Below are 21,808 nucleotides of genomic sequence, written 5' to 3'. Positions count from 1 at the left end.
CTCATATGAGGTTGGGGATTTTTTTGTTTATATACTTCACAACTTAGTAGGAGGATACTATTGGTGAATTTGTATTCAAGTGCTGAGAATATTTTGTTTAATATATTTTTTAGTACTTTTCTTTTTTGTTTCTATAATAAGTAGCTTCCTTTTCCGTATAATATTTTTTTAGAATATTATTTTTATTTACTTTACTAATACCGAATAAAATTCTTTTTTACTATTTGTTTGCTGAATAAAATTCTTTTTATTACTTTTGCATCGGCAAATTGAAAAGTATGGAATATAAATTAGATGAGATAGATTTGAAGATATTGCGAATGATGCAAGACAATGCTAGAATTAATAATTCTGAACTTGCGCGAGAATTAGGAATGGCTCCATCTGCTGTTCTAGAGCGTGTAAAGAAGTTGGAACAAAAAGAAGTATTGTTAGCATATCATGCAAGGGTTAATCCTACAGCAATAGATCAAAAGATGTTGTCATTTATTTTTATAAAAGTTGATGAGATTATTGGTGATGAGGAGACAGGTAAGCTTTTAGCTGAGATTCCAGAGGTGTTAGAAGTTCACGATATTGCAGGAGATGATGGTTATATGATTAAAGTTAGAACATCGGATTCTTTAGCTCTTGTTTCGTTGATGAGAAACTCGCTTTCAAAGATTCAAGGTGTCATATCGACGAGAACGATTATAGTATTACAAACAGTAAAAGAAGATAATAAATTAATTATTCCTGAAAAATTAGATTAGGTATGAGTGCAGTAGTTAATAATAGTGCAAGTAAAGGATCTGTAATATTTGCATATCTTGTTGTTTATTTTGTATGGGGATCTACTTTTTTCTTTATTCATAAAGCATTAAGTGATTTTACTCCTTTCGTGTTGGGATCGCTTCGCTTCTTTGCAGCGAGTGTTATATTATTGACTTATTGTAAGTTAAAAGGATATAAGTTGTTTAATAAGAAAGTGGTTAAGCAAGCGTGTATTACTGGTTTCTTATTATTGTTTATTGATATGGGAGCTCTTATTTGGGCAGAACAACATGTTTCGAGTGGTATTGCAGCTATTATGGCGGCAGCGGCAGCTTTGTGGTTTATAATTTTAGATAAACCTCAGTGGAAGAATAATTTTTCAAGTTTGCCAATTGTACTTGGGTTAATCATGGGGTTTGTAGGCGTGATTATGCTGTTTGCAGAGCAGATTACCATTGCAAGTGATGAGTCACAGCGTTTGTTAAATATATTCTGTATGTTTTTATTGATCTTAGGATCTATTGCTTGGACGATTGGGTCCTTATATTCAAAATACTCTAAAGATAAGAATGAGAACCAAGGAGAGGATCTTCACGTTATGGTTAAAACTTCTTGGCAAATGATTACTGCTGGAGTATTATTTTCTATAGTAGCTACAGTAAATGGGGAGTTTAGTGCATTTGAGCCAAGTGAGATTAGCAATGGTGGATGGTTTTCACTTGTGTATTTAATTACTTTTGGATCAATATTGGCATTTGGTTCATATATATGGTTAATACAGAATAGACCAGTAACAGAGGTGAGTACTTATGCTTATGTAAACCCTGTTGTAGCAGTAGCATTGAGCTATTTCTTTACTGATGATATCATCACAAGCTTACAAATCGGTGGATTAGGTGTTGTTCTTGTAAGTGTCGCGTTGATGAATTGGGATCTTTATAAGAATAGTAAGTTTTTTAAAAAGATCAAAAAGAAAAAAAATGTAAAAGCTTCGGATAGTGAGCAATTGCATATGAGTAATTAGCGTTTAATTCTTTTTTAATATTATTACATCAGCCTCTGCATTTGTGGAGGCTTTTGTTTTTGTAATTATTTTGAAGTTAGTGTATTAAGTATGAAAAATGTATTAATTGTTTGGTGGTTAAATTAAAAATAGTAATTTTGCACAGCTTTTGGATCAGCTTGGTTTCTCCATTAGTGTATTTTATAAAAAGTAAAACCTCTTCTATTGAATGTAACTGGTATTAAGAAACTTACACATTAATAGAATACAAATTTATTATCAGCTATGTCTGAAATCAATAAAACACAAGAAGATTTTTTAAAAGACTTTAATTGGGAAAACTACGAAAACGGTATTGATGCTGTTGATGATAGTCAATTAAAAGAGTTTGAAAATTTAGTAGACAAAACATTCATTTCTACAGATGATGAGGAAGTTGTTGAAGGAGTTGTAGTAAGAATCACTGACAGAGATGCAATTGTTGATATCAATGCTAAATCTGAGGGTGTTATTTCTTTAAACGAGTTCCGTTATAATCCAAACTTAAAAGTAGGAGATAAAGTAGAAGTATTAATCGACGTAAGAGAAGATAAATACGGACAATTAGTTTTATCTCACAGAAAAGCTCGTACAATCAAAGCTTGGGATAGAGTTATCGCTGCTCATGAGTCTGGAGAAATCGTTAATGGATTCGTTAAATGTAGAACTAAAGGTGGTATGATCGTTGACGTATTCGGTATCGAAGCATTCTTACCAGGTTCTCAAATTGATGTTAAACCAATCCGTGATTACGATCAATATGTGAACAAAACAATGGAGTTCAAAGTAGTTAAAATTAACCACGAATTCAAAAACGTTGTTGTTTCTCACAAAGCACTTATCGAGGCTGATATCGAAGTTCAAAAGAAAGAAATTATCGGTCAATTACAAAAAGGTCAAGTGTTAGAAGGTGTTGTTAAAAACATTACTTCTTACGGTGTATTCATTGACTTAGGAGGTGTAGATGGTTTAATCCACATCACTGACTTATCTTGGTCAAGAATTAACCACCCAAGTGAAGTATTAGAATTAGACCAAAAATTAAATGTTGTTATCTTAGACTTTGATGATGAGAAAACAAGAATTCAATTAGGTTTAAAACAATTATACGCTCACCCATGGGATGCTTTAGATTCAAACTTAAATGTTGGAGATAAAGTTAAAGGTAAAGTAGTTGTTTTAGCTGATTACGGTGCTTTCATCGAAGTTGCTGAAGGTGTTGAAGGTTTAATCCACGTTTCTGAAATGTCTTGGTCTACTCACTTAAGATCAGCTCAAGATTTCGTTAAAGTAGGAGATGAAGTAGAGGCAGTTATTTTAACTCTTGATAGAGAAGAAAGAAAAATGTCTTTAGGAATTAAACAATTAACTCAAGATCCTTGGACTGATATCACTGCTAAGTACCCAGTAGGTTCTAAACATGTAGGTATCGTTCGTAACTTTACAAACTTCGGTGTATTCGTAGAATTAGAAGAAGGAATTGATGGATTAATTTACATTTCTGACTTATCTTGGACTAAGAAAATCAAACACCCATCTGAGTTTGTAAACGTAGGAGATAAATTAGACGTAGTAGTATTAGAGTTAGACGTTGAAGGACGTAAATTATCTTTAGGACACAAACAAACTACTGCTAATCCTTGGGATAAATACGAAGATGCTTACGCTGTAGGAACTGTACATTCAGGAGAAATCTCTGAAGTAGTTGACAAAGGTGCTACTGTAGTATTCGAAGAGGATGTAGTTGCTTTCATTCCAACTCGTCACTTAGAGAAAGAAGATGGTAAGAAATTGAAAAAAGGAGAATCTGCTGAGTTCAAAATTATTGAGTTCAATAAAGAATTCAAGAGAGTAGTTGCTTCTCATACTTCAATCTTCCGTGAAGAAGAAGAGAAAAATGTAAAAGCTGTTGAGGCTTCTAACAACAATACTGCTGAGAAAACAACTCTTGGTGATATTGACGCTCTTGCTGAATTAAAAGAAAGAATGGAGAAAGGAAAATAATTCCTGACTTATAATATTTCAAGCCCTAACATTTTAATGTTAGGGCTTTTTTGTTTTTAAATTATTAAGCTAAAGTTGTAAAAGAGTACCAAGTTAAGTACTTATTACTTTTCTAAGCTCTTTGTCTAACTGGGAAGTTATGTGGATAGGAGTGCTGCTTGGAAAGCCTGGTAATCTTTTGTCATAGTTTATAGTACAAGATTGCGTCAGTATCACGAATTGGAACTTATCAAAATTAATAATGACAAGGTTCTGAAGTTAAAGCAGCATTTAGCAGATACATTAGTTGTTGTGATTAAAGGTTATAAACAGGAGGTTCTTGAGATTAATGGTGTTAAAACTATGTCATTTTGAATTGATCTTGCTATTAATGTTGGTCAATTGAAGTATGAAGGCTTGAAATAAGATATAATTTGTTAATAAATACCGAAAATTAAATCTAATCTTGTATTGTTTTTAATATCTTTAAAAGAAATTTAATCTTTTTAATTTGATGGGTTGGTTTACTAAAAGAAGTAAAAGTTGGGAAGTTAAAAATACTGTACTTTTATTAGGCGTAGTCGGATCAGTTAGTTTTATCAGTTTCGGTGTCTTAACACCTATTGCTATTGCTATTTTTGGCAATATAGTCAATGTTAACAGATGGTTTTGGAAATCTTGTATGATTGCCCTTGTTTATCTGTTGTTTTTAATATTAGCCCTTTTCTTTTTGGTAGCTGATGTAAGTTCAACTTATGTTTTAGCAGTTAATTTTTTAAGCTTTTATATTTATGTAGTTTATATGTCTTTAGATTTAGGAGAGTATCTACAACGATTAGATCTACAGAATTATATTACATTAGAGAAGAATAAAGATTACAACTACGACGCTGTAATTAGTCAGTTTAATCAAGTACAGGAAGATATATCACCCAAAGATCGTTTTATTGCTAAACTTACTTTCTGGAGAGATCAAATTAGCAATGCTAAAGTGGTTGAGAATGTAAGCGAATTAATACGCTTGACAGAAATCATCATTGCAAAGGATGAAAGTAGAGCTGATTTGTTTTTCGTGCGTCATGGCAGTACAATTGAAAATGTTTTACAGCAATATGTTGAGTTGGATCAAACTTATATCGCAAATGCATCAGTGATTAGCACAAAAGAGAATTTAGAACATGTTATTGCACAGTCTAAAGTAGTATTTGAAAATGAATTGTCTAATATGATTGAAACGGAAGCACTTCAAGTCGATGGAGAAGCTTCTGTGTATATATCTGTTTTGAAAGGAAGGGGGATTTTATAATGGGATGGTTTACTAAGAAAGAGAATAGTTGGGAGATAAAGCATAGTTGGTTGGCTATACTATCTCTGTTTTTTCCATTTGTTTTTCCTCCATTGGGAATGCTATATATGGGAATTGTTGGTAAAATTAGAAGTTTATTATACGGAAGCTTTCTCTGGATGGCTTTGTATACAGGAGTTTACTTTTTTTACTTTTTTATAGGTAATACAACTTTCTTTAAATTATTATCCTTTTGCGTTTTCTTGGGAGGTGCAGTAGTTGTTTCAATGTATTTAAGAGTGTTTTTACAACGTTTGCACTTGAGGTATATTATTAATTTAGAATGGTCTAAGAAATACGATTATAAGGATTTTATACGAAGAAAGAATATATCTGAAATTTTATCAGTAAGTACCTTTATTGATAGCTTAACTAAGTGGCAAACTGTAGTAAAGAATGCTGAAGTAAGAGGGTATATTGCAAAGATGATTCTATTAGTTAAGAAGATAACAAGTCAAAATGACCAGTTTGTTAGTGAACTGTTTTTAGAGAGACATGCATATTCTATTGAGAATATTCTGCAACAGTATTATCAGATTGAGTTGTCAAAAATAGAGAATGACGTTATTAAGGAGGCAGAAGAAAAATTGAGATTTACAATAGGACAGGCTTCTCAAGCATTTGAAAATGAGTTGACAGGTAAGATGAAATTTCAGAATATGTCCATTGAAGCTGAATCATCAGCTTATTTAGAAGATATGAAAACACGAGGTTTATTATAAAAAGAAATATGGAAAAAGATATTCAACAATTAAGACAAGAAAGAGAGTTAGCTCCAGAAATCAATGTGGAATTCACGGAGCAAGAACAGCGACAAATTGAATCTTATAAGAACAGTATCAATTTAGCTAACACTACTCAAGTAATTCAATACGGTGCAGGGAGCCAATTAAAGTCAAGTGCTTTTGCAACAGAGATACTTAAACAGGTACAGACAAAAGATTTGGGAGAAACTTCCAATGTACTTGTTGGATTGCGTCAAGAGATTAAATCTTTTGAGGGCATAGCTGAAAAGAAAAGCTTAATTCCTTTTTTTGACTCAATCAAAAAGAAAATAGGTAGACTACAAGCACAGTATAGTAAGGTTGAAACAAATATTAATGCGATTGAACTTCAACTTGAACGTCATTATAAGAACATGATGAAGGATGTCGCAATGTTTGATAAGTTATTTGATGAGAATAAGAAGTACTTCAAGGAGTTGTCTTTGTATATTGAAGCAGGTGATCAGAAGTTGGTAGAATTACACGATCAAGTTTTACCACAAATGAAACAAGAGGCTGAGTCAGACAATGATCCCTCAAAGATTCAAGCTTATAAAGATATGGAGCAACAAGTTGTGCGCTTTGAAAGAAAAGTACATGATTTGAAACTGACGCGTATGGTTATACTTCAATCTTCCCCTCAGATAAGAATGGTGCAGAATAATAGTTTAATGTTGATGGAGAAACTACAATCCAGTATTGTAAATACTTTGCCACTTTGGAAAAACCAGATGGTTCTTACATTGGGGATTGCTCGTTCTCAGCAAGCATTAAGTGCACAACAAGCCGTTAATGATGCAACTAATCAATTGCTAACTCGCAACAGTGAAATGCTACGTGATGCAACAGTAAAAGTGGCACAAGAAACTGAAAGAGGTATTGTGGATATTGAAACGATACGCAAAGTTAACTCTGATATCCTTAGTACTATTGACGAAATTGTACGTATTCAAACAGAGGGACGTGAAAAACGTAAAGCTGTAGAAGTGGAGTTAAAAGATGCTGAACATCAGTTAAAACAACGTTTATTAAACAATAATGTAGACACGAATAAAAAGTAAACGTTATAGATAACGTCATACAATAAAAAAAGCTTTCTATTTAGAAAGCTTTTTTATACCATATAAATACGTTAATCATAGAATTTGTCAAATCTTGCATATCCTGAGATATTTGTTGGAATTGACATTCCTTGTGTAACTTTATCTGTTTTACTGTCGTAGATCCAAACATAATTGTTATTGTCCTTCGAATTAATAGCGAAGTATAATTTGTCATTCTGAACAAAAGTTCCCCATTCATAAGGTTCATCACTTGGAAGTTCTTTAAATTCTCTGACGATTTGCTGCGTTTCTAAATCGGCTAAAATGTATCTTCCGTTATAACTATTACCAAGTTCTTTGTCGCGGTAAAGTACCATCATCTTATTGTTTCCTAAGTATTGTAATATGGTTTCTACCTTTTTGCCTTTTACCAGTTTAGTTAAGTTAAAGGAGTAGTCTGCATCGTAAGAGGTTTCTCCTTGATTTACTCTAAACAAGTATATGTCTTCATCATCACTTTGTACCCTTGGAAAACACGGATAATAAAATTGATTGTTTTCTGTTGTAAATGTCGTGTGGAAGTAAGGTGAAGCATTTGACACCCCTGTACTTCGATTATCTACTCTTGTATCTTTAACTGTAAAATCGCTGTAATCAATAGTAGCAAAATTATAGTAATCGGGAATTAACCATTTGTCATCTCGAAAACCATATTGCATATATAATGTGTTGTCGAAATAAGTAATTGCACCGACCATATAGTGATTGTATTCATCAGGAAAAGGTGTTAGGCCTTTAAAAGCATCTTGTTTAATGATAGAAAGGTCTTCTGCATTGATAATAGTATATCTTATTTCACCAGCATTTCCTGTTGTACCAGCAATTAGAAGTGTTTTGCTATCTATCCAAACAAAGCTTGAGATTTCTGATATGTAGGTATATGGTATTTCTTTAATGGTCACTAATCGGTCATTGGTATATTTGAATTTCTTTAGGATACCTTGATCGTTTTTATAGTTATAGATATATCCATTCTTTACGATATAGGAATAGGTACCTTTAGTGTTAATTTCATCACCTTCTTTTTTCAAATCCATTTGGCCTTGTGTGAGGTCATTGGTAGCTGTCATATAGTGAACTGTATTAGGCCAGCTTCCCAGGGCAGATAACAAAAAGTAGTTGTAATCTTCTTCTCCTTGATATCCTCCTGCGCTGCTTGGTTCTTTACTGCAACTTCCCAAAACGAAGAATAGGCATAGTAACGATATGCTTTTGTATATATTTAATTTCATTTTATTCTTTTATTTTAATGCGTATCTAAACTTGAAATAAAAAGCGCGGCCTTGTTTTTGTAACTTAAAGTTATCGTATGCAAGGGCATCTCCTATGTTTGTGCAATCAAGAGCAAAGTTATACTTGCCATTTTGCATGGAGTAGCTAACTCCAACATTGTGTAAAGTTTGTCTTGGTATGGTCGGAATATTTCTTTTGTTACCGTAAGACTGCCAGTTTTTATAGTACCATTCAGTCATTTGTAAGCCATAATGAAATTCTAAGCGACTGCCTTCTTGGATGATATTGTTTTGTCCAATACTAACATCAACGTTTCCAAATAGCCAAGGTTGGTTTGGTACCTCTTTTTTGTATGTTGCAGAAACCACGTCATTGCTATTATTCGCATATTTAGTATTGTTATACGCATAGTTATACGTGATGTTCATCATGACTCTGATTAAGTCCTTGTATTGATAGTTAACTTCCCCTTCGATTCCTTTAGTTAGGATGTTAGTCAGGTTTTCGTATTTAAATGTACTGTTGTGTAAGTTTTGTACAGTATAGATAAAATCCTTTGTATCTCTTATATATCCAGCTACTTCAGCTCTTACAAAATGGTCAGCAAAATTATTTGAGTAATAGAAACCAAGGTTATAGTTATTACTTGTTTCTGGTTTAAGTTCCATATTAGCCGTTACAGATACGCCGTCACCAAATATTTCATCAGGTTCAACTAAGCGATAAGAGTGTTCATACGAAGCTTTAACTCCAAGTTTATCTGTTATTTTAAAGGTAGAGGCAATACCGTACCCCCAATTATCATATGGTTCTTTTACTTTCTCATCCAAACGCGTTTCTCTATTAAAAACTAATTTTTCTAAATCTACTTTGTAGTATTTAGCGAAAAAAATGTTGGACCATCTTTTATCAAAAAAGTCTTGTTGATAGGCTAAAGACAGTATTTGCTTGGTCATCTTGGATGGTGTTATATCAGATTTCTTATTTACAAGAGTATTATACGATGTGTTTTTTAAGTAATCAAAGGTGTAATTTGCTGTGAATTTATGATTTTCAGCTATTCTATAAGTAGTGGTAAGTTGTGAGTATAATCTATCTTCGTGTTTTTTGTTTATTTGATAACCTCCTAATTCACTTGTAGCTGAAGGTACATAACTACCATCCCAACTGTATTTTCTTAGAACTGTATCTGTTGAAGTTTCTAAGCTTTTAGAGTAACCAGTATAAAAGTTAATATCCAATTTATCATTGAGTAGATTAGCTTTCTTATACTTTACAAAATAGTTATTGGCATCTCCATCTTGTTTTAGTTTTCCATATACAACTTCTTGATCTGCTCCTGTTTGTATGTTTTTGTCAAAAAGGGAATGAGAAACTCCTACGAACAATTGATCAGCCCATGATTTGTCTTCAATACCAAACTCTCCCATAACAAATAGCGATTGATACTCATCATTAAAGCGCTTTACATCTTTTAATTCAAAAGCATTTGTATTGGTGTTCCAGATTTTCATGTCCTTCATTTTATAATCGTTATCTGATTTATTTAAGAAGGTATTTACGCGCATGATTAAACCTGTTTTCTGATCTTTTAATTGTCCATTAAGATTAACCTTATGTGTATTAAAAGAGCCTATTGTATAGCTTGCGTCTAAGTAGTCTTTACTCGTTCCATTTGATATAATATTTACAGCACCTCCCATAGCGTCGGTACTTAAGTGCACTGGTACGACTCCTTTAAATATTTCTACGCGTTGTGCCATGTTGATAGGTAGGCTATTCATATCTACTCCTTTACCTAACATTTCTAAAGGCACCCCATCGATAAAGAATTTAACAGCTTTACCTGACATACCATTAATAGAGAAATTGTAATCCGATCCCACTCCTCCTTGTTGGCGTATTTTGATTCCCGATGTTTTGTTTAAGATTTGATTCAGATCCATTGTGCTGTTTGCCAACTGTTTCATGTCAATAGCATTAACAGTAAAAGCTTCTTCTTTAAGAGAAGTGACTTTCGATTTAGCAGTAATCACAACATCATTCAGAACAGCTAAGTCTTGTTCTAATTTTATTCTCAAGGACTGTGTTCCTTCTTTTACAGCAATCGTTTTCGAATATGGTTTATATCCGATATAGTTTACTGTAATGGTCGTGGAACCTAAGTTACTTTGTAAAACGAACTCTCCTTGCTCATTTGTAGCTGTACCAGTTGTTGTTTTGTCAATCATTACGGTTGCTCCAATAGCTGGAAGTGAGTTTTCGTCTAAAACTACTCCTTTAATACTTCCAACAGCAGTCTGAGCATGTAAGTTTAAGTGAAAGAGTACACTTATAACTGCGAAGGTAATTGTCCAATACGTTTTCATTATTTTTAATTAGAATAAATAACAAAATTATAATGGATATTAATTCTAACCTAATAAAACATGAATTATTTTTATTTGTTCTAAGTAATGTTAGTGTAAAATTATTGTATTATCAAAATATAGTCATATTATGACAAAGTATTTTTATTAAAAAATTAAGGAATGATTTGGCAGATATAAAAAAAAGAGGCCTATACATAGACCTCTTTTTAGTTATATGAGAATAAGAATATCCTTATTGTTTTTTAGCAGCAGTAAGTTCAGCAATTTTTACAATTACTTGAGTAGCTTTTACAATGCTTTCTACTGGTACGTACTCGTATTTTCCGTGGAAGTTGTGTCCTCCAGCAAAAATGTTTGGACATGGCAATCCCATATAAGACAATTGTGCTCCATCTGTACCACCTCTAATAGCTTTAATCAAAGGTTTAATGTCAAGGGCTTTCATAGCTTCTTCAGCGATATCTACGATATGCATCACAGGCTCAACTTTTTCTCTCATATTGAAATACTGATCTCCAATTTCACAATTCACAATTGGGCCACCAAATTTCTTGTTGTATTTTTTGTTGATTTTATCTGCAAGTTTAGCAATTTGCTTTTTGCGCTTTTCATACTTTTTCAAGTTGTGATCGCGTATAATTAACTCAACTACAGACTCTTCAATAGTACCTGTAACGTGGTGTACGTGGAAGAAACCTTCATATCCTGTTGTTCTTTCAGGTACTTCGTCTTTTGGCAATTTTTTGATAAACTTGTTTGCAAGCAAGACAGAGTTGATCATCTTACCTTTAGCATAGCCTGGGTGTACGCTTTTTCCTGAGAAAGTCAATTTAGCATATCCCGCATTAAAGTTTTCAAATTCTAACTCTCCAATTTGACTTCCGTCCATTGTATAAGCCCATTCAGCGCCAAATTTCTTAACGTCAAACAAGTGTGCTCCTCTACCAATTTCCTCGTCAGGTGTAAATCCAATGCGGATTTTACCGTGTTTGATTTCCGGATGTTGGATTAGATACTCCATTGCTGATACAATCTCAGTAATACCAGCTTTATCATCAGCACCTAATAATGTTGTACCGTCAGTAGTAATTAAGGTTTGACCTTTGTATTGTAACAAGTCTTTAAAGTAAGACGGAGATAATATGATATTTTGTTCTTTGTTTAAAACGATATCACCACCATCATAGTTTTCAACGATTTGTGGTTTAACATTAGCACCAGAAAAATCAGGAGATGTATCAAAGTGAGCGATGAAACCGATTGTAGGTACTTCGTGATCTACGTTACTTGGTAATGTTGCCATGATGTAAGCATTTTCATCTATAGTAACATCTTCTAATCCTATTTGTTTAAGCTCCTCTACTAATTTATTTGCTAAGTCCCATTGTTTTTCAGTACTTGGACATGTGTTTGAAGAAGCATCAGATTCAGTGTCAACAGTTACATAACTGATAAAACGATCAATGATATGTTGCATAATGTGTTATTTTTATAGTAAACAAAAATAAGAATTAATTATTTAGAAGTTCAAATATTTAAGGATTTCTTATTTAGACCTGTATTATTGTCGGTAATCAAAGAGGGGGTTTATAGTGATTTACAATGCTGAGACATCGCAATTTTGGAAAATCATTATTTGTGTCTTTTCTTTATTCCTATCTTTGAGTAAGAAAAGATATTTTACTATGAGAAACTTTCTGTCATTTTTGTTGTTGTTTCTTACGTGTACAGTATACGCATTGGAACCCATAAAAGAGTATGTAGATCACCCAGGTAATTCGGAGTATAAATTTGAAGCAGTTGAAATTCTTACGGAGGATGCTTATAAATTGAAGTCGTGGATTATCTTTCCCAAAGAAGAAAGTGACTTGCACCGCACTTTGATTTTGGCTTATGGGGATAATGGCAATATGTCCTATTTAGTTAGACAAGTATTGGAAGTAGTCGGACAAGGGTATACTGTAGTTATGTTTGATTACCGAGGATTTGGAGAGAGTCAAGATTTTGTTGTTGAAAAAGATGTATTGTACTACGACGAGTTTACTTTAGATTTAAAAGCTGTTGTAAATTATACCAAAGCGCGTTTTGATACCAAAATAGGAGTATGGGCTTTATCTATGGGGACTATTTATGCAACAGAACTTTATTCGCAACTTCCTTATGATTATTTGATAGCTGAGGGATTTGTTGGAAATCCAAAGAAAGTAGTAGAAGTGGTACACAAACACTTAGAGCGAGAATTGACTCTACCTGAAAGCTCCTCTAAATACGAGTTGGCCCTAAGCAAGTTGTCTTTACCTGTTCTTTTCTTCGCGGGAGACAGAGATGGTTTGACCTCACCTGAGGATAGTTATAGAGCTAAGTATTTGAATGAAAAAAGTGAGGTTATCTTGTTCAAAGGTGGGCACTTGCAAGGCTTCCAAGCATTGTCAAATGAATATCACGGTCAAAGGTATATTGAAGCCATTAGCTCTTTTTACGAACGCACTTTTAAGGAATAAACTTCAAATTATAATAGAATCCTAATAATAGGATAGGACTTAATGGCTACATTTGCACCCAGAAAAGGTATTGAGAAAGAATGTCAGAACAATCGAATCACAAGCATTTTAAACTGTACAAACCACATGGTTATATCAGTCAGTTCATCTATGAAAAGAAACGCAATAAACGCAAATTAGGGGAACTTTATAATTTTCCTGAGGGAACAATGGCTATTGGACGTTTAGATGAAAACTCAGAGGGGTTACTTCTGCTGACAACCGATGGAATGATGAGTGAAATAGTTAGAGGGGCAAAGTACGAAAAAGAGTATTATGCTCAAGTTGATGGTATGATAACAGATGAAGCTGTTGCTTTGTTGCGAACAGGGGTTGAGATAGGAGTGAAAGGGGAAAAGTATATGACAAAACCTTGTGAAGCTGAACTACTTGAGTGTTTACCCGATTGGGTAGGTGAAGGTAGAAGGGTGAGAGATGAAAGACATGGACCTACAAGCTGGGTACGCATCGTACTAACCGAAGGAAAGTTTAGACAAGTGAGAAAAATGACGGCTAATGTTGGTTTTCCTACACTTAGACTTGTGAGAGTTCGCATTGGCAATCACCGTTTGGAAGGATTAAGCGTAGGAGAAGTTGTTGAAGTGAAAGAATTTTAATAGTTAAAATAGTAAGGGAATGAATACTAAAGCTAAAGATAATTATCAGTTTCAAAAGATCATTGCAGCAGTAGGAGTACTTTTATTTGTTGTCAAGATTATAGCTTGGAGTATTACACACTCTGTTGCCATTCTTACGGATGCATTAGAAAGTGTTACAAATGTTGTAAGTGGTTTTATCGGCTTGTATAGTTTGTATTTGTCTTCTTTACCTCGAGATAGAAATCACCCTTACGGACATGGAAAAGTGGAGTTTATCTCCGCTACTATTGAAGGCGGATTGATTATTATGGCTGGTGTAGTGATTATCTTCGAAGCCGTTAGAAACTTTTTGGATCCCCAACCTATTGGTCAATTAGACTACGGTATCTTATTAGTTGGTATTACTGCGATTGTAAATTACGTCTTGGGTTGGTATGCTATCCGAAAGGGAAGTCAAAATAAATCATTGGCATTGATAGCAAGTGGTAAGCATTTGCAATCTGATACTTATTCAACTATTGGTATTATCATAGGTTTAGTTTTACTCTATTTTACAGGATATCAATGGTTAGATGGTGGAGTCGCATTAATCTTTGCCGGTATAATCATCGTGACTGGGTATAAGATTGTTCGGGGAGCTATATCGGGCATCATGGACGAAACAGACGAATTACTCTTGGAAGAAGTTATCGCTTATTTACAAGAACACCGCAGAGCTAATTGGATTGACTTACATAATTTGCGAATAATCAAATATGGCAGTGTTTTGCATTTCGATTGTCACATGACTGTTCCATGGTATTTTACAATTGTTGAAGGACACAAGGAGGTCGAAATATTAGAAAGGGAGATTAGTGAAAAGTTTGGTACAGACTTAGAGCTTTTTGTTCATATGGATGATTGTAAAAGTTTTTCATGTAAAATTTGCACCAAAGAAGATTGCCCTTTTAGAAGTGACCCATTTGAAAAACAAATAGAATGGAACAGAGAGAATGTTCTAAAAAACAAAAGACACAATAGTCCTACTCAACTAAAGTAAAGCGAAGTTGTTCTGGACAAAAAGAGATAGAAGCATCGTTAAAGAAGTTGTCAAATACATTCATTTGAACAACTTCTTTTATTTTGCCTTGTATTGAAAAGCGTTCTTTTAAAACAATAATTTGATCACTTAGTTTTAACGCTAAGTCTATATCGTGATTGGAGAGCAAGATTGTTTTGTTTTCCTCACGTGCCAGCTGTTTTAAGATTTTATACAGCGATACTTTGTGGTGAAAATCTAAGTGATTTGACGGTTCGTCAAGTAATATAATAGGGGTGTTTTGTGCAATTGCCCTTGCAATAAATACGCGTTGTAATTGCCCATCACTTAACTCCGAAATATTTCTGCCTTTTAGATCTTCTAACTGACAATAGTATATAGCTTTATCAATCCACTTGATGTCTTCTTCTCTCAAAAGGGTATTTCTCTTTAAATGTGGAGTACGACCTATTCGGATCAAATCATATACAGTTAGATTTTGCACAATCACCTTTTCGGTAAGCACTACACTTATCTTTGTTGCGATTTCTTCTCTTGTGTATTCCTTGATAGATTTGTCAAGTATATAGAGCTCTCCAGAAAGAGGAGTATATTCTCCAGCGAGGGTACGCAGTAGAGTTGTTTTGCCAATGCCATTTATCCCGAGCAAGCTGATTAACTGTCCTTGGGGTAGTGAAAGATTGATATTCTCTTGGATAGCTATATTTGCTCCTTTGTATTTGTAGCCTATTGCTAAGCTTTTTGTTCTAAGAGATATAGGTGTATCTTCCATTTTTTTGGCTTTTTGGATTACAACAAACATACGGTATTATCCTTAAAAAATAGATGCTAAAGTTATTAAATCCATCAATTAAGGAGGTACAAAAAGGTAGTAATACGACAAATATGTGCTATATTTGTATAGCAATAAATCATATTATTTAAAGTAATGAAACCAAACACACAACAATTAACTGAGTTAACTACTCAGGTAAGAAGAGATATTCTTAGAATGGTGCATGCTGTTAGTTCAGGACACCCAGGAGGATCTTTAGGATGCGCTGAGTTCTTAGTGACATTATATCAAAGATTAATGGATAGAAAAGAAGGGTTCGATATGGATGGTAAAGATGAAGATATTTTCTTTTTATCAAACGGACATATATCGCCTGTATTCTATAGTGTTTTAGCTCGTAGTGGTTATTTCCCTGTAAGCGAATTAGCTACATTTAGAAAAATCAATACAAGATTACAAGGGCACCCAACAACACATGATCACTTACCAGGAGTGAGAATGGCATCAGGATCTTTAGGTCAAGGACTGTCTGTTGCTTGTGGAGCTGCTCAGGCTAAGAAGTTAAATAACGATAATCACCTTGTTTATGTTTTGTTAGGTGATGGTGAATTACAAGAAGGTCAAAACTGGGAAGCTTTAATGTACGCATCTGCTAAGAATGTTGATAACATCATTGCTACAGTTGACTTAAACGGGAAACAAATTGATGGACCAACAGATAAGGTTTTGGATTTAGGATCTGTAAGAGCTAAGTTTGAAGCTTTCGGATGGGACGTGATTGAACTGAAAGAAGGAAACAATATTGATGCTATTATAAAAGGTTACGAAGAAGCGAAAGCTAAAACAGGAAAAGGAAAACCAGTTTGTGTATTGTTACATACAGAGATGGGGAATGGAGTTGACTTCATGATGGGAACACATGCTTGGCATGGTAAAGCTCCAAATGACGCTCAATTAGAGGAAGCTTTTAAACAAAATCCAGAAACTTCTTTTGGAGATTATTAATCTTATTAAATAGTATTGAAAATGAAAAAATATACAAATACAGGTAGTAAAGATACTCGTTCAGGTTTTGGTGCTGGTTTAGCTGAGCTTGGTAAAACGAATGAGAATGTAGTAGCGTTGTGTGCTGATTTAATCGGTTCATTAAAAATGGAGGAGTTTATCAAGAATAATCCTGAGAGATTCTTCCAAATCGGTATTGCTGAAGCTAATATGATTGGAATTGCTGCTGGAATGACTATCGGTGGAAAGATTCCTTTTACTGGAACTTTTGCTAACTTCTCAACAGGGCGTGTTTATGATCAAATTCGTCAATCAGTTGCTTACTCTGAAAAGAACGTAAAAATATGTGCATCTCATGCTGGGTTGACTCTTGGAGAAGATGGTGCAACACACCAAATCTTAGAGGATATCGGATTGATGAAAATGTTACCTGGTATGACTGTAATTAATACTTGTGATTACAATCAAACAAAGGCGGCGACGATTGCAATTGCAGAGCACAATGGACCTGTTTATTTGCGTTTTGGACGCCCAGTGGTGCCTAACTTCACTCCTGCAGATGAAAAGTTTGTGATTGGAAAAGCGGTGATGTTAAGTGAAGGTACGGATGTTACAATTGTTGCAACAGGTCACTTAGTATGGGAAGCGTTAATTGCTGCTGAAGAATTAGAGAAAAAAGGTATTTCTGCAGAGGTGATTAACATTCATACGATTAAGCCATTAGATGAAGAAGCTATTTTGAAGTCTGTTGCTAAGACGGGTTGTATTGTTACTGCAGAAGAACACAATTTCTTAGGAGGTTTAGGAGAAAGCGTATCGAGAGTATTAGCTTTGAATAATCCACTACCTCAAGAGTTTGTTGCCGTTCAAGATACTTTTGGAGAGTCTGGTACACCAGAGCAATTGATGGAGAAATATGGTTTGAATGCTGCTGCAATCATTGAAAAAGCAGAGAAAGCTATCAATAGAAAATTTAAAAGATAATCGTCATTAGAAATATAAAAAGGAGTAGCGTGAGCTACTCCTTTTTTTTGTGGTATACTATTCTCAAAAAAAAGGAAGTCGTCTATGTAGACGACTTCCTTTTTTGATATATGTAATAATTGTTATTTTAAGTTTTTCCAAACCCATTCACCTTCTTCCATATAAGGGCGACAAGTTCTATCTAAATAGTTTGGTGTATCCGTACACATTTTTAACTTCTCATCATCATATTTATAATGTTTAACAACCCCATTTTCTTTGTATTGTAACTCTAAATAGGTTGGAACTCCATCATTATCATCATCAACATTCAAAAAGTTTGGCGTATTGCTAAAACCGCTTGTCGAATAACTGAAATAGTCTTCCAGTGTTAATTCTGTACCGATTTTTGAAGGATCTACTTCGTACTTTGAAGGGATTCCGTCCAAATCGTGATCTCGCTCTATGGCGTAGTATAAAGAGATATCGACAATAGCAGGCTGGTAACCTTTTAATTTTCCTCCGACAGGATTATTGAATGTATATAGTCCTGATGGGATAATTGCTATAAGTCTACCTGCTTTTCCTTCAACCTCTACACTTCCGTCAGCTCCTGTTTTGATAGACGTAGCTGTTTTGATTAATGAAAGCAGTTGTCTTTCTCCTGATGTTAGTTGAGCAGGACGAGACACTGATTTACCTGTTACTACATTCGAACCATTGTATTCGTGTATTGTCAATGGATAAGAATAATAGTCAGGTTTATAAGGATTTGATACTACTTCGTTATTTAAGTTATATACTTTACTTTTCACATAAGTAGAGTCGATAGGTAGAACATGACTTCCCGTTCCTTCTTCTATGATGAAATAGTTGATTTCGTATTCCTGTACAGCATCGTCAAAGGGATTGTATTCCAAACGACTTACTGCATCCTTCCACATTCCTGTATAAGGGTCAATCGTCTTTGTCGCTATTGGGTTAATACTGTATAAATCGTTTTTAAATTTTATTGTCTTAAATCTTGGGTCATCTTTTAAGATAGGCTCTCCATCGTAGTCTTTACTTTGTATACTATCTAATCTAATTTCTCCTGTTTCCTTATTCTCGTAGATATAGTTATTAGTTAGAAACTTTTCTATATCCGTCTTGTTTTCAGTATAAACTTCAGTACGGTCTCTTAATGGTACAGTTACAGTACCTCCGCTATTGTCATCACTTTTACAGTTAACAAATACTAAGCTTAATGATAATAGACTTAGACCGGCAAAAATTCTCTTCATTTTTTTGACTTATTTTAGTAGTGCAAGATACAATTTTACTTTATTTTTGTATACTTTGTTATTAAAAATTAATATTTTATTATGCGAATTGACAAGTATTTATGGTGTGTTAGGTACTATAAGACTCGAAATATAGCTACAGAAGCTTGTAAAAAGGGGCACGTAACAGTTAATGGTCAAGCCGCTAAACCATCTCGAGAAGTATTCCCTACCGATAAGATAACGTTAAGAAAGGATCAGATAGTATATCAATTGTCAGTTTTAGATATTCCCCAAAATAGAGTAGGGGCAAAACTGGTAGATATTTACCGTAGAGATACTACTCCAGAAGAAGCTTTTGAACACATAGAAATGTTGCGATTAGCCAAGAGTCACTATAGAGCAAATGGCACAGGTAGGCCTACCAAAAAAGATTTGAGAGATATTAATGATTTTTTGGATTACGAGGATGATGAAGATGAAGTTAATGAATAAAGCATATTGGGAACGTAGATATATTGAAGGGAGTGACTTTTGGAATGCAAAAGGAATTACTACCCCGATCAAGGAGTATTTGAATCAATTGACAGATAAGCATATTCGGATTCTGATACCAGGTTTGGGACACGGATATGAGTTAATGTACCTCAAAGAACAAGGGTTCGCTAATGTGGTCGGTTTAGATTTGACAGATTTAGCTGCTCGTGAAACCTTAGAAAAGTTTCCTTTGTTTCCTATTGACGAGGTAGTTTTAGGAGATTTCTTTCAGCATGAAGGTCAGTACGATTTAATATTGGAGCATACGTTCTTTTGTTCATTGCCTATAGCGTTAAGGCCGAAGTATGTTGCTAAAATGAAAGAACTCCTCGCAGTGAATGGGCGCTTGGTTGGTGTCCTTTTTGATTGTGAGTTTGATAGTGTTGATCCTCCTTTTGGAGGCAGTCTAAGTGAATATAAGAAGTTATTTTGCGTTTCGGATCTCAACATTGAGATTTTAGAACCTTGTTATAATTCTATAAAACCCCGAAAAGATAGAGAAGTATTTATAAAAATAGTAAAACAACAACATGACTAAGAATATTATTTTAACGAAAGAGCAGATTGCTTTTAAAACAAAGCGCATTGCTTATCAAGTGTATGAAACCTACGTAGATGAAAAGGAAATCGTTATTGCAGGTATAGCTAATAGCGGTTACATTTTTGCAAAGAAAATCGCTGAAGAACTTGAGCGAATATCTGATATAAAAGTTAGTCTTTGCGAGGTGCGCATTGATAAGCAAAGTCCAATAAATCCAATTGAAACTTCTATCTCTGCGTCAGAGTACCAGGATAAAGCAATCTTGTTGGTTGATGATGTACTTAATTCAGGAGCAACGTTAATTTATGGTGTAAAACACTTTTTAAACGTTCCACTAAAGAAAATGAAGACTGCTGTACTCGTGGATAGAAATCATAAAAAATATCCCGTTAAAGCGGACTTTAAAGGGATATCTCTTTCAACTTCTCTATTGGAACACATTCAAGTTGTTTTTGACAAAGAAGAGGAATACGCATATTTAAGTTAATCCAATTATCTTGTTTTATTTATAATAGTGCTTTGATATCAGTGACAATCTCATTGACGGACTTATCGTCAATTGAGATAATATGTTTTGCTTGATAGTAAAAGTAGCTACGGTCAAATAGATGTTTGGCAATAAAAGTTTCGAGAGTATCGTCTGTATCTTGATTTAAGATAGGGCGATGCTCTTTTTCTTTTTCTAATCGATTGGCAAGCGTCTTTATTGAACCTTTCAAGTAAAAAGACTTGACATCTTCCCTTTGTAATACTTCGTGGTTATTTGCATAGCAGGGTGTGCCTCCTCCTAAACTGAGAATTACATTTTGGGGTAGATCTATAATTTCGCGAAGAGCAAGGTGTTCTAATTTTCGAAAATGAATCTCTCCTTTGTTTTTAAATATAGCACTAATCGAAGTTTGCTCTTTTTGTTCGATATAGTCGTCTAAGTCTATAAAAGGGAAAGATAAGTCTTCGGCAAGTTTTTTACCTATGGTTGATTTTCCTGAGCCCATATAGCCTACAAGGATAATTTTTTTCATAAAAATAAGGAGTTGTTATATAGTAAGTTAGGGGATAATTTGAAATTAAGGGCAAAAATAAAACAAATATGTCATGGATTTTAAAAAAAACGTTCTATATTTGCACCCGCAATTAGGAATTGAAATAACGACTCGATAGCTCAGTTGGTAGAGCACAACACTTTTAATGTTGGGGTCCTGGGTTCGAGCCCCAGTCGGGTCACAATTACAATTCAAGTCTAATCGCAATGACTCGATAGCTCAGTTGGTAGAGCACAACACTTTTAATGTTGGGGTCCTGGGTTCGAGCCCCAGTCGGGTCACAAATACATATTGGCATTTTCAGAGATTAATAAATTGACTCGATAGCTCAGTTGGTAGAGCACAACACTTTTAATGTTGGGGTCCTGGGTTCGAGCCCCAGTCGGGTCACGAAAGTAAGAAATCTATTTATTGAAAATGCCGACTCGATAGCTCAGTTGGTAGAGCACAACACTTTTAATGTTGGGGTCCTGGGTTCGAGCCCCAGTCGGGTCACAAATACATATTGGCATTTTCAGAGATTAATAAATTGACTCGATAGCTCAGTTGGTAGAGCACAACACTTTTAATGTTGGGGTCCTGGGTTCGAGCCCCAGTCGGGTCACAAAGATAAGAAGCTACTCAGTATGAGAGTAGCTTTTTATTTTCAAAAAGAGTAAGCTTTGGCTTATTTGAAAAACTACCTTAACTCTCCTTTGTCAAAAGGAAAGTTGGTTGTAACAGATTACGGCCACGTGGAGGAATTGGTAGACTCGCCATCTTGAGGGGGTGGTGTCGCAAGACGTATGGGTTCGAATCCCATTGTGGTCACTATAAAAAAAAGAATTACATAATTGACTCGATAGCTCAGTTGGTAGAGCACAACACTTTTAATGTTGGGGTCCTGGGTTCGAGCCCCAGTCGGGTCAC

General features: G+C 34.3%; 20 protein-coding genes and 7 tRNA genes. 21 read left to right on the top strand and 6 right to left on the bottom strand.

The window, feature by feature from the left end; translation table 11 throughout:
• The first annotated feature begins 278 nt into the window (after positions 1 to 278).
• The 6 genes from GJV76_RS07770 to GJV76_RS07745 all read left to right on the top strand — a co-directional run bounded on the left by GJV76_RS07770 (position 279) and on the right by GJV76_RS07745 (position 6,948).
• Positions 279 to 752 (top strand): Lrp/AsnC family transcriptional regulator, encoded by a 474-nt coding sequence (locus tag GJV76_RS07770; protein WP_155092064.1) that lies wholly within the window; start codon positions 279 to 281, stop codon positions 750 to 752.
• A 2-nt stretch (positions 753 to 754) separates the two neighbouring features.
• Positions 755 to 1,777 carry an EamA family transporter gene (locus GJV76_RS07765; RefSeq protein WP_155092063.1) on the top strand — a complete coding sequence of 341 codons (1,023 nt, stop codon included), beginning with the start codon at positions 755 to 757 and terminating at the stop codon, positions 1,775 to 1,777.
• A gap of 264 nt (positions 1,778 to 2,041) precedes the next feature.
• On the top strand, positions 2,042 to 3,799 hold the full coding sequence (gene rpsA, locus GJV76_RS07760) for a 30S ribosomal protein S1 (RefSeq protein ID WP_155092062.1): 1,758 nt from the start codon (positions 2,042 to 2,044) through the stop codon (positions 3,797 to 3,799).
• 493 nt (positions 3,800 to 4,292) lie between these two features.
• The gene (locus GJV76_RS07755; RefSeq protein ID WP_155092061.1) at positions 4,293 to 5,084 is read left to right on the top strand and encodes a hypothetical protein; all 792 of its coding nucleotides are present in this window, start codon (positions 4,293 to 4,295) and stop codon (positions 5,082 to 5,084) included.
• Entirely contained in the window at positions 5,084 to 5,845 is a 762-nt protein-coding gene (locus tag GJV76_RS07750; protein ID WP_155092060.1) for a hypothetical protein, read from the top strand. Before GJV76_RS07755 ends, GJV76_RS07750 begins: the two co-directional genes overlap by 1 nt.
• 8 nt (positions 5,846 to 5,853) lie before the next feature.
• Positions 5,854 to 6,948, top strand: coding sequence for a toxic anion resistance protein (locus GJV76_RS07745; protein WP_155092059.1), 1,095 nt, complete (start codon positions 5,854 to 5,856; stop codon positions 6,946 to 6,948).
• A 71-nt stretch (positions 6,949 to 7,019) separates the two neighbouring features.
• Here GJV76_RS07745 and GJV76_RS07740 read toward each other — a convergent pair whose 3' ends face one another.
• The 3 genes from GJV76_RS07740 to pepT form a co-directional block, all read right to left on the bottom strand.
• A complete protein-coding gene (locus GJV76_RS07740) occupies positions 7,020 to 8,222 on the bottom strand; it encodes a hypothetical protein (RefSeq protein ID WP_155092058.1) in 1,203 nt (400 codons plus the stop codon).
• A gap of 9 nt (positions 8,223 to 8,231) precedes the next feature.
• The gene (locus GJV76_RS07735) at positions 8,232 to 10,592 is read right to left on the bottom strand and encodes a TonB-dependent receptor (RefSeq protein WP_155092057.1); all 2,361 of its coding nucleotides are present in this window, start codon (positions 10,590 to 10,592) and stop codon (positions 8,232 to 8,234) included.
• 235 nt (positions 10,593 to 10,827) lie between these two features.
• Positions 10,828 to 12,072 (bottom strand): peptidase T, encoded by a 1,245-nt coding sequence (gene pepT / locus GJV76_RS07730; RefSeq protein WP_155092056.1) that lies wholly within the window; start codon positions 12,070 to 12,072, stop codon positions 10,828 to 10,830.
• A 208-nt stretch (positions 12,073 to 12,280) separates the two neighbouring features.
• On the opposite strand from pepT, the gene GJV76_RS07725 reads away from it, so the two are divergent.
• The 3 genes from GJV76_RS07725 (at position 12,281) to GJV76_RS07715 (ending at position 14,773) form a co-directional block, all read left to right on the top strand.
• Positions 12,281 to 13,096 carry an alpha/beta hydrolase family protein gene (locus GJV76_RS07725; RefSeq protein WP_155092055.1) on the top strand — a complete coding sequence of 272 codons (816 nt, stop codon included), beginning with the start codon at positions 12,281 to 12,283 and terminating at the stop codon, positions 13,094 to 13,096.
• A gap of 80 nt (positions 13,097 to 13,176) precedes the next feature.
• Positions 13,177 to 13,752, top strand: coding sequence for a pseudouridine synthase (locus GJV76_RS07720; protein ID WP_155092054.1), 576 nt, complete (start codon positions 13,177 to 13,179; stop codon positions 13,750 to 13,752).
• Positions 13,753 to 13,771: 19 nt separating this feature from the next.
• Positions 13,772 to 14,773, top strand: a complete 1,002-nt coding sequence (locus GJV76_RS07715) for a cation diffusion facilitator family transporter (RefSeq protein ID WP_155092053.1) — start codon at positions 13,772 to 13,774, stop codon at positions 14,771 to 14,773.
• On the opposite strand, the gene GJV76_RS07710 is transcribed toward GJV76_RS07715, so the two are convergent.
• Positions 14,757 to 15,545, bottom strand: a complete 789-nt coding sequence (locus tag GJV76_RS07710) for an ABC transporter ATP-binding protein (protein WP_155092052.1) — start codon at positions 15,543 to 15,545, stop codon at positions 14,757 to 14,759. The genes GJV76_RS07715 and GJV76_RS07710 overlap by 17 nt on opposite strands.
• A 156-nt stretch (positions 15,546 to 15,701) precedes the next feature.
• Here GJV76_RS07710 and GJV76_RS07705 point away from each other — a divergent pair, with 156 nt between their 5' ends.
• Both GJV76_RS07705 and GJV76_RS07700 read left to right on the top strand, forming a co-directional pair.
• Positions 15,702 to 16,553: a transketolase gene (locus GJV76_RS07705; protein WP_155092051.1), complete on the top strand. Its 852-nt coding sequence runs from the start codon at positions 15,702 to 15,704 to the stop codon at positions 16,551 to 16,553.
• A 21-nt stretch (positions 16,554 to 16,574) separates the two neighbouring features.
• A complete protein-coding gene (locus tag GJV76_RS07700; protein WP_155092050.1) occupies positions 16,575 to 17,537 on the top strand; it encodes a transketolase family protein in 963 nt (320 codons plus the stop codon).
• A gap of 122 nt (positions 17,538 to 17,659) precedes the next feature.
• Here GJV76_RS07700 and GJV76_RS07695 read toward each other — a convergent pair whose 3' ends face one another.
• A complete protein-coding gene (locus tag GJV76_RS07695) occupies positions 17,660 to 18,799 on the bottom strand; it encodes a hypothetical protein (protein WP_155092049.1) in 1,140 nt (379 codons plus the stop codon).
• 81 nt (positions 18,800 to 18,880) lie between these two features.
• Here GJV76_RS07695 and GJV76_RS07690 point away from each other — a divergent pair, with 81 nt between their 5' ends.
• Genes GJV76_RS07690 through GJV76_RS07680 form a run of 3 tightly spaced genes read left to right on the top strand, consistent with a single transcriptional unit; the run spans position 18,881 to position 20,343 of the window.
• Entirely contained in the window at positions 18,881 to 19,273 is a 393-nt protein-coding gene (locus GJV76_RS07690; RefSeq protein WP_155092048.1) for an RNA-binding S4 domain-containing protein, read from the top strand.
• The gene (locus tag GJV76_RS07685) at positions 19,266 to 19,853 is read left to right on the top strand and encodes a TPMT family class I SAM-dependent methyltransferase (RefSeq protein ID WP_230381512.1); all 588 of its coding nucleotides are present in this window, start codon (positions 19,266 to 19,268) and stop codon (positions 19,851 to 19,853) included. Before GJV76_RS07690 ends, GJV76_RS07685 begins: the two co-directional genes overlap by 8 nt.
• Positions 19,846 to 20,343 carry a phosphoribosyltransferase family protein gene (locus tag GJV76_RS07680; protein WP_155092046.1) on the top strand — a complete coding sequence of 166 codons (498 nt, stop codon included), beginning with the start codon at positions 19,846 to 19,848 and terminating at the stop codon, positions 20,341 to 20,343. The genes GJV76_RS07685 and GJV76_RS07680 overlap by 8 nt, the downstream gene beginning before the upstream one ends.
• 19 nt (positions 20,344 to 20,362) lie before the next feature.
• Here the strand turns inward: GJV76_RS07680 and GJV76_RS07675 are convergent, their stop codons facing one another.
• Positions 20,363 to 20,878 carry a shikimate kinase gene (locus GJV76_RS07675; protein ID WP_155092045.1) on the bottom strand — a complete coding sequence of 172 codons (516 nt, stop codon included), beginning with the start codon at positions 20,876 to 20,878 and terminating at the stop codon, positions 20,363 to 20,365.
• A gap of 129 nt (positions 20,879 to 21,007) precedes the next feature.
• Here GJV76_RS07675 and GJV76_RS07670 point away from each other — a divergent pair.
• The 7 genes from GJV76_RS07670 to GJV76_RS07640 all read left to right on the top strand — a co-directional run bounded on the left by GJV76_RS07670 (position 21,008) and on the right by GJV76_RS07640 (position 21,807).
• Positions 21,008 to 21,080: transfer RNA gene (locus tag GJV76_RS07670), tRNA-Lys, on the top strand.
• A 27-nt stretch (positions 21,081 to 21,107) separates the two neighbouring features.
• Positions 21,108 to 21,180, top strand: a tRNA-Lys gene (locus tag GJV76_RS07665).
• 36 nt (positions 21,181 to 21,216) lie between these two features.
• Positions 21,217 to 21,289: transfer RNA gene (locus GJV76_RS07660), tRNA-Lys, on the top strand.
• Between the two features lie 32 nt (positions 21,290 to 21,321).
• Positions 21,322 to 21,394, top strand: a tRNA-Lys gene (locus GJV76_RS07655).
• A gap of 36 nt (positions 21,395 to 21,430) precedes the next feature.
• Positions 21,431 to 21,503 (top strand) — tRNA-Lys (locus GJV76_RS07650).
• Positions 21,504 to 21,627: 124 nt separating this feature from the next.
• A tRNA-Leu gene (locus GJV76_RS07645) sits at positions 21,628 to 21,709 on the top strand.
• A gap of 25 nt (positions 21,710 to 21,734) precedes the next feature.
• A tRNA-Lys gene (locus tag GJV76_RS07640) sits at positions 21,735 to 21,807 on the top strand.
• The last annotated feature ends 1 nt before the right edge of the window (position 21,808 follow it).

The sequence above is a fragment of the Myroides albus genome, from assembly GCF_009711045.1.
In the GTDB taxonomy this organism is placed as follows: domain Bacteria; phylum Bacteroidota; class Bacteroidia; order Flavobacteriales; family Flavobacteriaceae; genus Flavobacterium; species Flavobacterium album_A.
This window is presented reverse-complemented; position numbering and strand designations above follow the sequence as displayed.

Excerpts from the sequence above, each read along its gene's own strand:
- GJV76_RS07685 (WP_230381512.1), top strand. The coding sequence starts at position 19,266 with ATGAATAAAGCATATTGGGAACGTAGATATATTGAAGGGAGTGACTTT.
- GJV76_RS07735 (WP_155092057.1), bottom strand. The coding sequence starts at position 10,592 with ATGAAAACGTATTGGACAATTACCTTCGCAGTTATAAGTGTACTCTTT.
- GJV76_RS07705 (WP_155092051.1), top strand. The coding sequence starts at position 15,702 with ATGAAACCAAACACACAACAATTAACTGAGTTAACTACTCAGGTAAGA.
- GJV76_RS07755 (WP_155092061.1), top strand. The coding sequence starts at position 4,293 with ATGGGTTGGTTTACTAAAAGAAGTAAAAGTTGGGAAGTTAAAAATACT.
- GJV76_RS07750 (WP_155092060.1), top strand. The coding sequence starts at position 5,084 with ATGGGATGGTTTACTAAGAAAGAGAATAGTTGGGAGATAAAGCATAGT.
- GJV76_RS07700 (WP_155092050.1), top strand. The coding sequence starts at position 16,575 with ATGAAAAAATATACAAATACAGGTAGTAAAGATACTCGTTCAGGTTTT.
- GJV76_RS07680 (WP_155092046.1), top strand. The coding sequence starts at position 19,846 with ATGACTAAGAATATTATTTTAACGAAAGAGCAGATTGCTTTTAAAACA.
- GJV76_RS07745 (WP_155092059.1), top strand. The coding sequence starts at position 5,854 with ATGGAAAAAGATATTCAACAATTAAGACAAGAAAGAGAGTTAGCTCCA.
- GJV76_RS07770 (WP_155092064.1), top strand. The coding sequence starts at position 279 with ATGGAATATAAATTAGATGAGATAGATTTGAAGATATTGCGAATGATG.
- GJV76_RS07740 (WP_155092058.1), bottom strand. The coding sequence starts at position 8,222 with ATGAAATTAAATATATACAAAAGCATATCGTTACTATGCCTATTCTTC.
- rpsA (WP_155092062.1), top strand. The coding sequence starts at position 2,042 with ATGTCTGAAATCAATAAAACACAAGAAGATTTTTTAAAAGACTTTAAT.
- GJV76_RS07715 (WP_155092053.1), top strand. The coding sequence starts at position 13,772 with ATGAATACTAAAGCTAAAGATAATTATCAGTTTCAAAAGATCATTGCA.
- GJV76_RS07675 (WP_155092045.1), bottom strand. The coding sequence starts at position 20,878 with ATGAAAAAAATTATCCTTGTAGGCTATATGGGCTCAGGAAAATCAACC.
- GJV76_RS07695 (WP_155092049.1), bottom strand. The coding sequence starts at position 18,799 with ATGAAGAGAATTTTTGCCGGTCTAAGTCTATTATCATTAAGCTTAGTA.
- GJV76_RS07710 (WP_155092052.1), bottom strand. The coding sequence starts at position 15,545 with ATGGAAGATACACCTATATCTCTTAGAACAAAAAGCTTAGCAATAGGC.
- pepT (WP_155092056.1), bottom strand. The coding sequence starts at position 12,072 with ATGCAACATATCATTGATCGTTTTATCAGTTATGTAACTGTTGACACT.
- GJV76_RS07690 (WP_155092048.1), top strand. The coding sequence starts at position 18,881 with ATGCGAATTGACAAGTATTTATGGTGTGTTAGGTACTATAAGACTCGA.
- GJV76_RS07725 (WP_155092055.1), top strand. The coding sequence starts at position 12,281 with ATGAGAAACTTTCTGTCATTTTTGTTGTTGTTTCTTACGTGTACAGTA.
- GJV76_RS07765 (WP_155092063.1), top strand. The coding sequence starts at position 755 with ATGAGTGCAGTAGTTAATAATAGTGCAAGTAAAGGATCTGTAATATTT.
- GJV76_RS07720 (WP_155092054.1), top strand. The coding sequence starts at position 13,177 with ATGTCAGAACAATCGAATCACAAGCATTTTAAACTGTACAAACCACAT.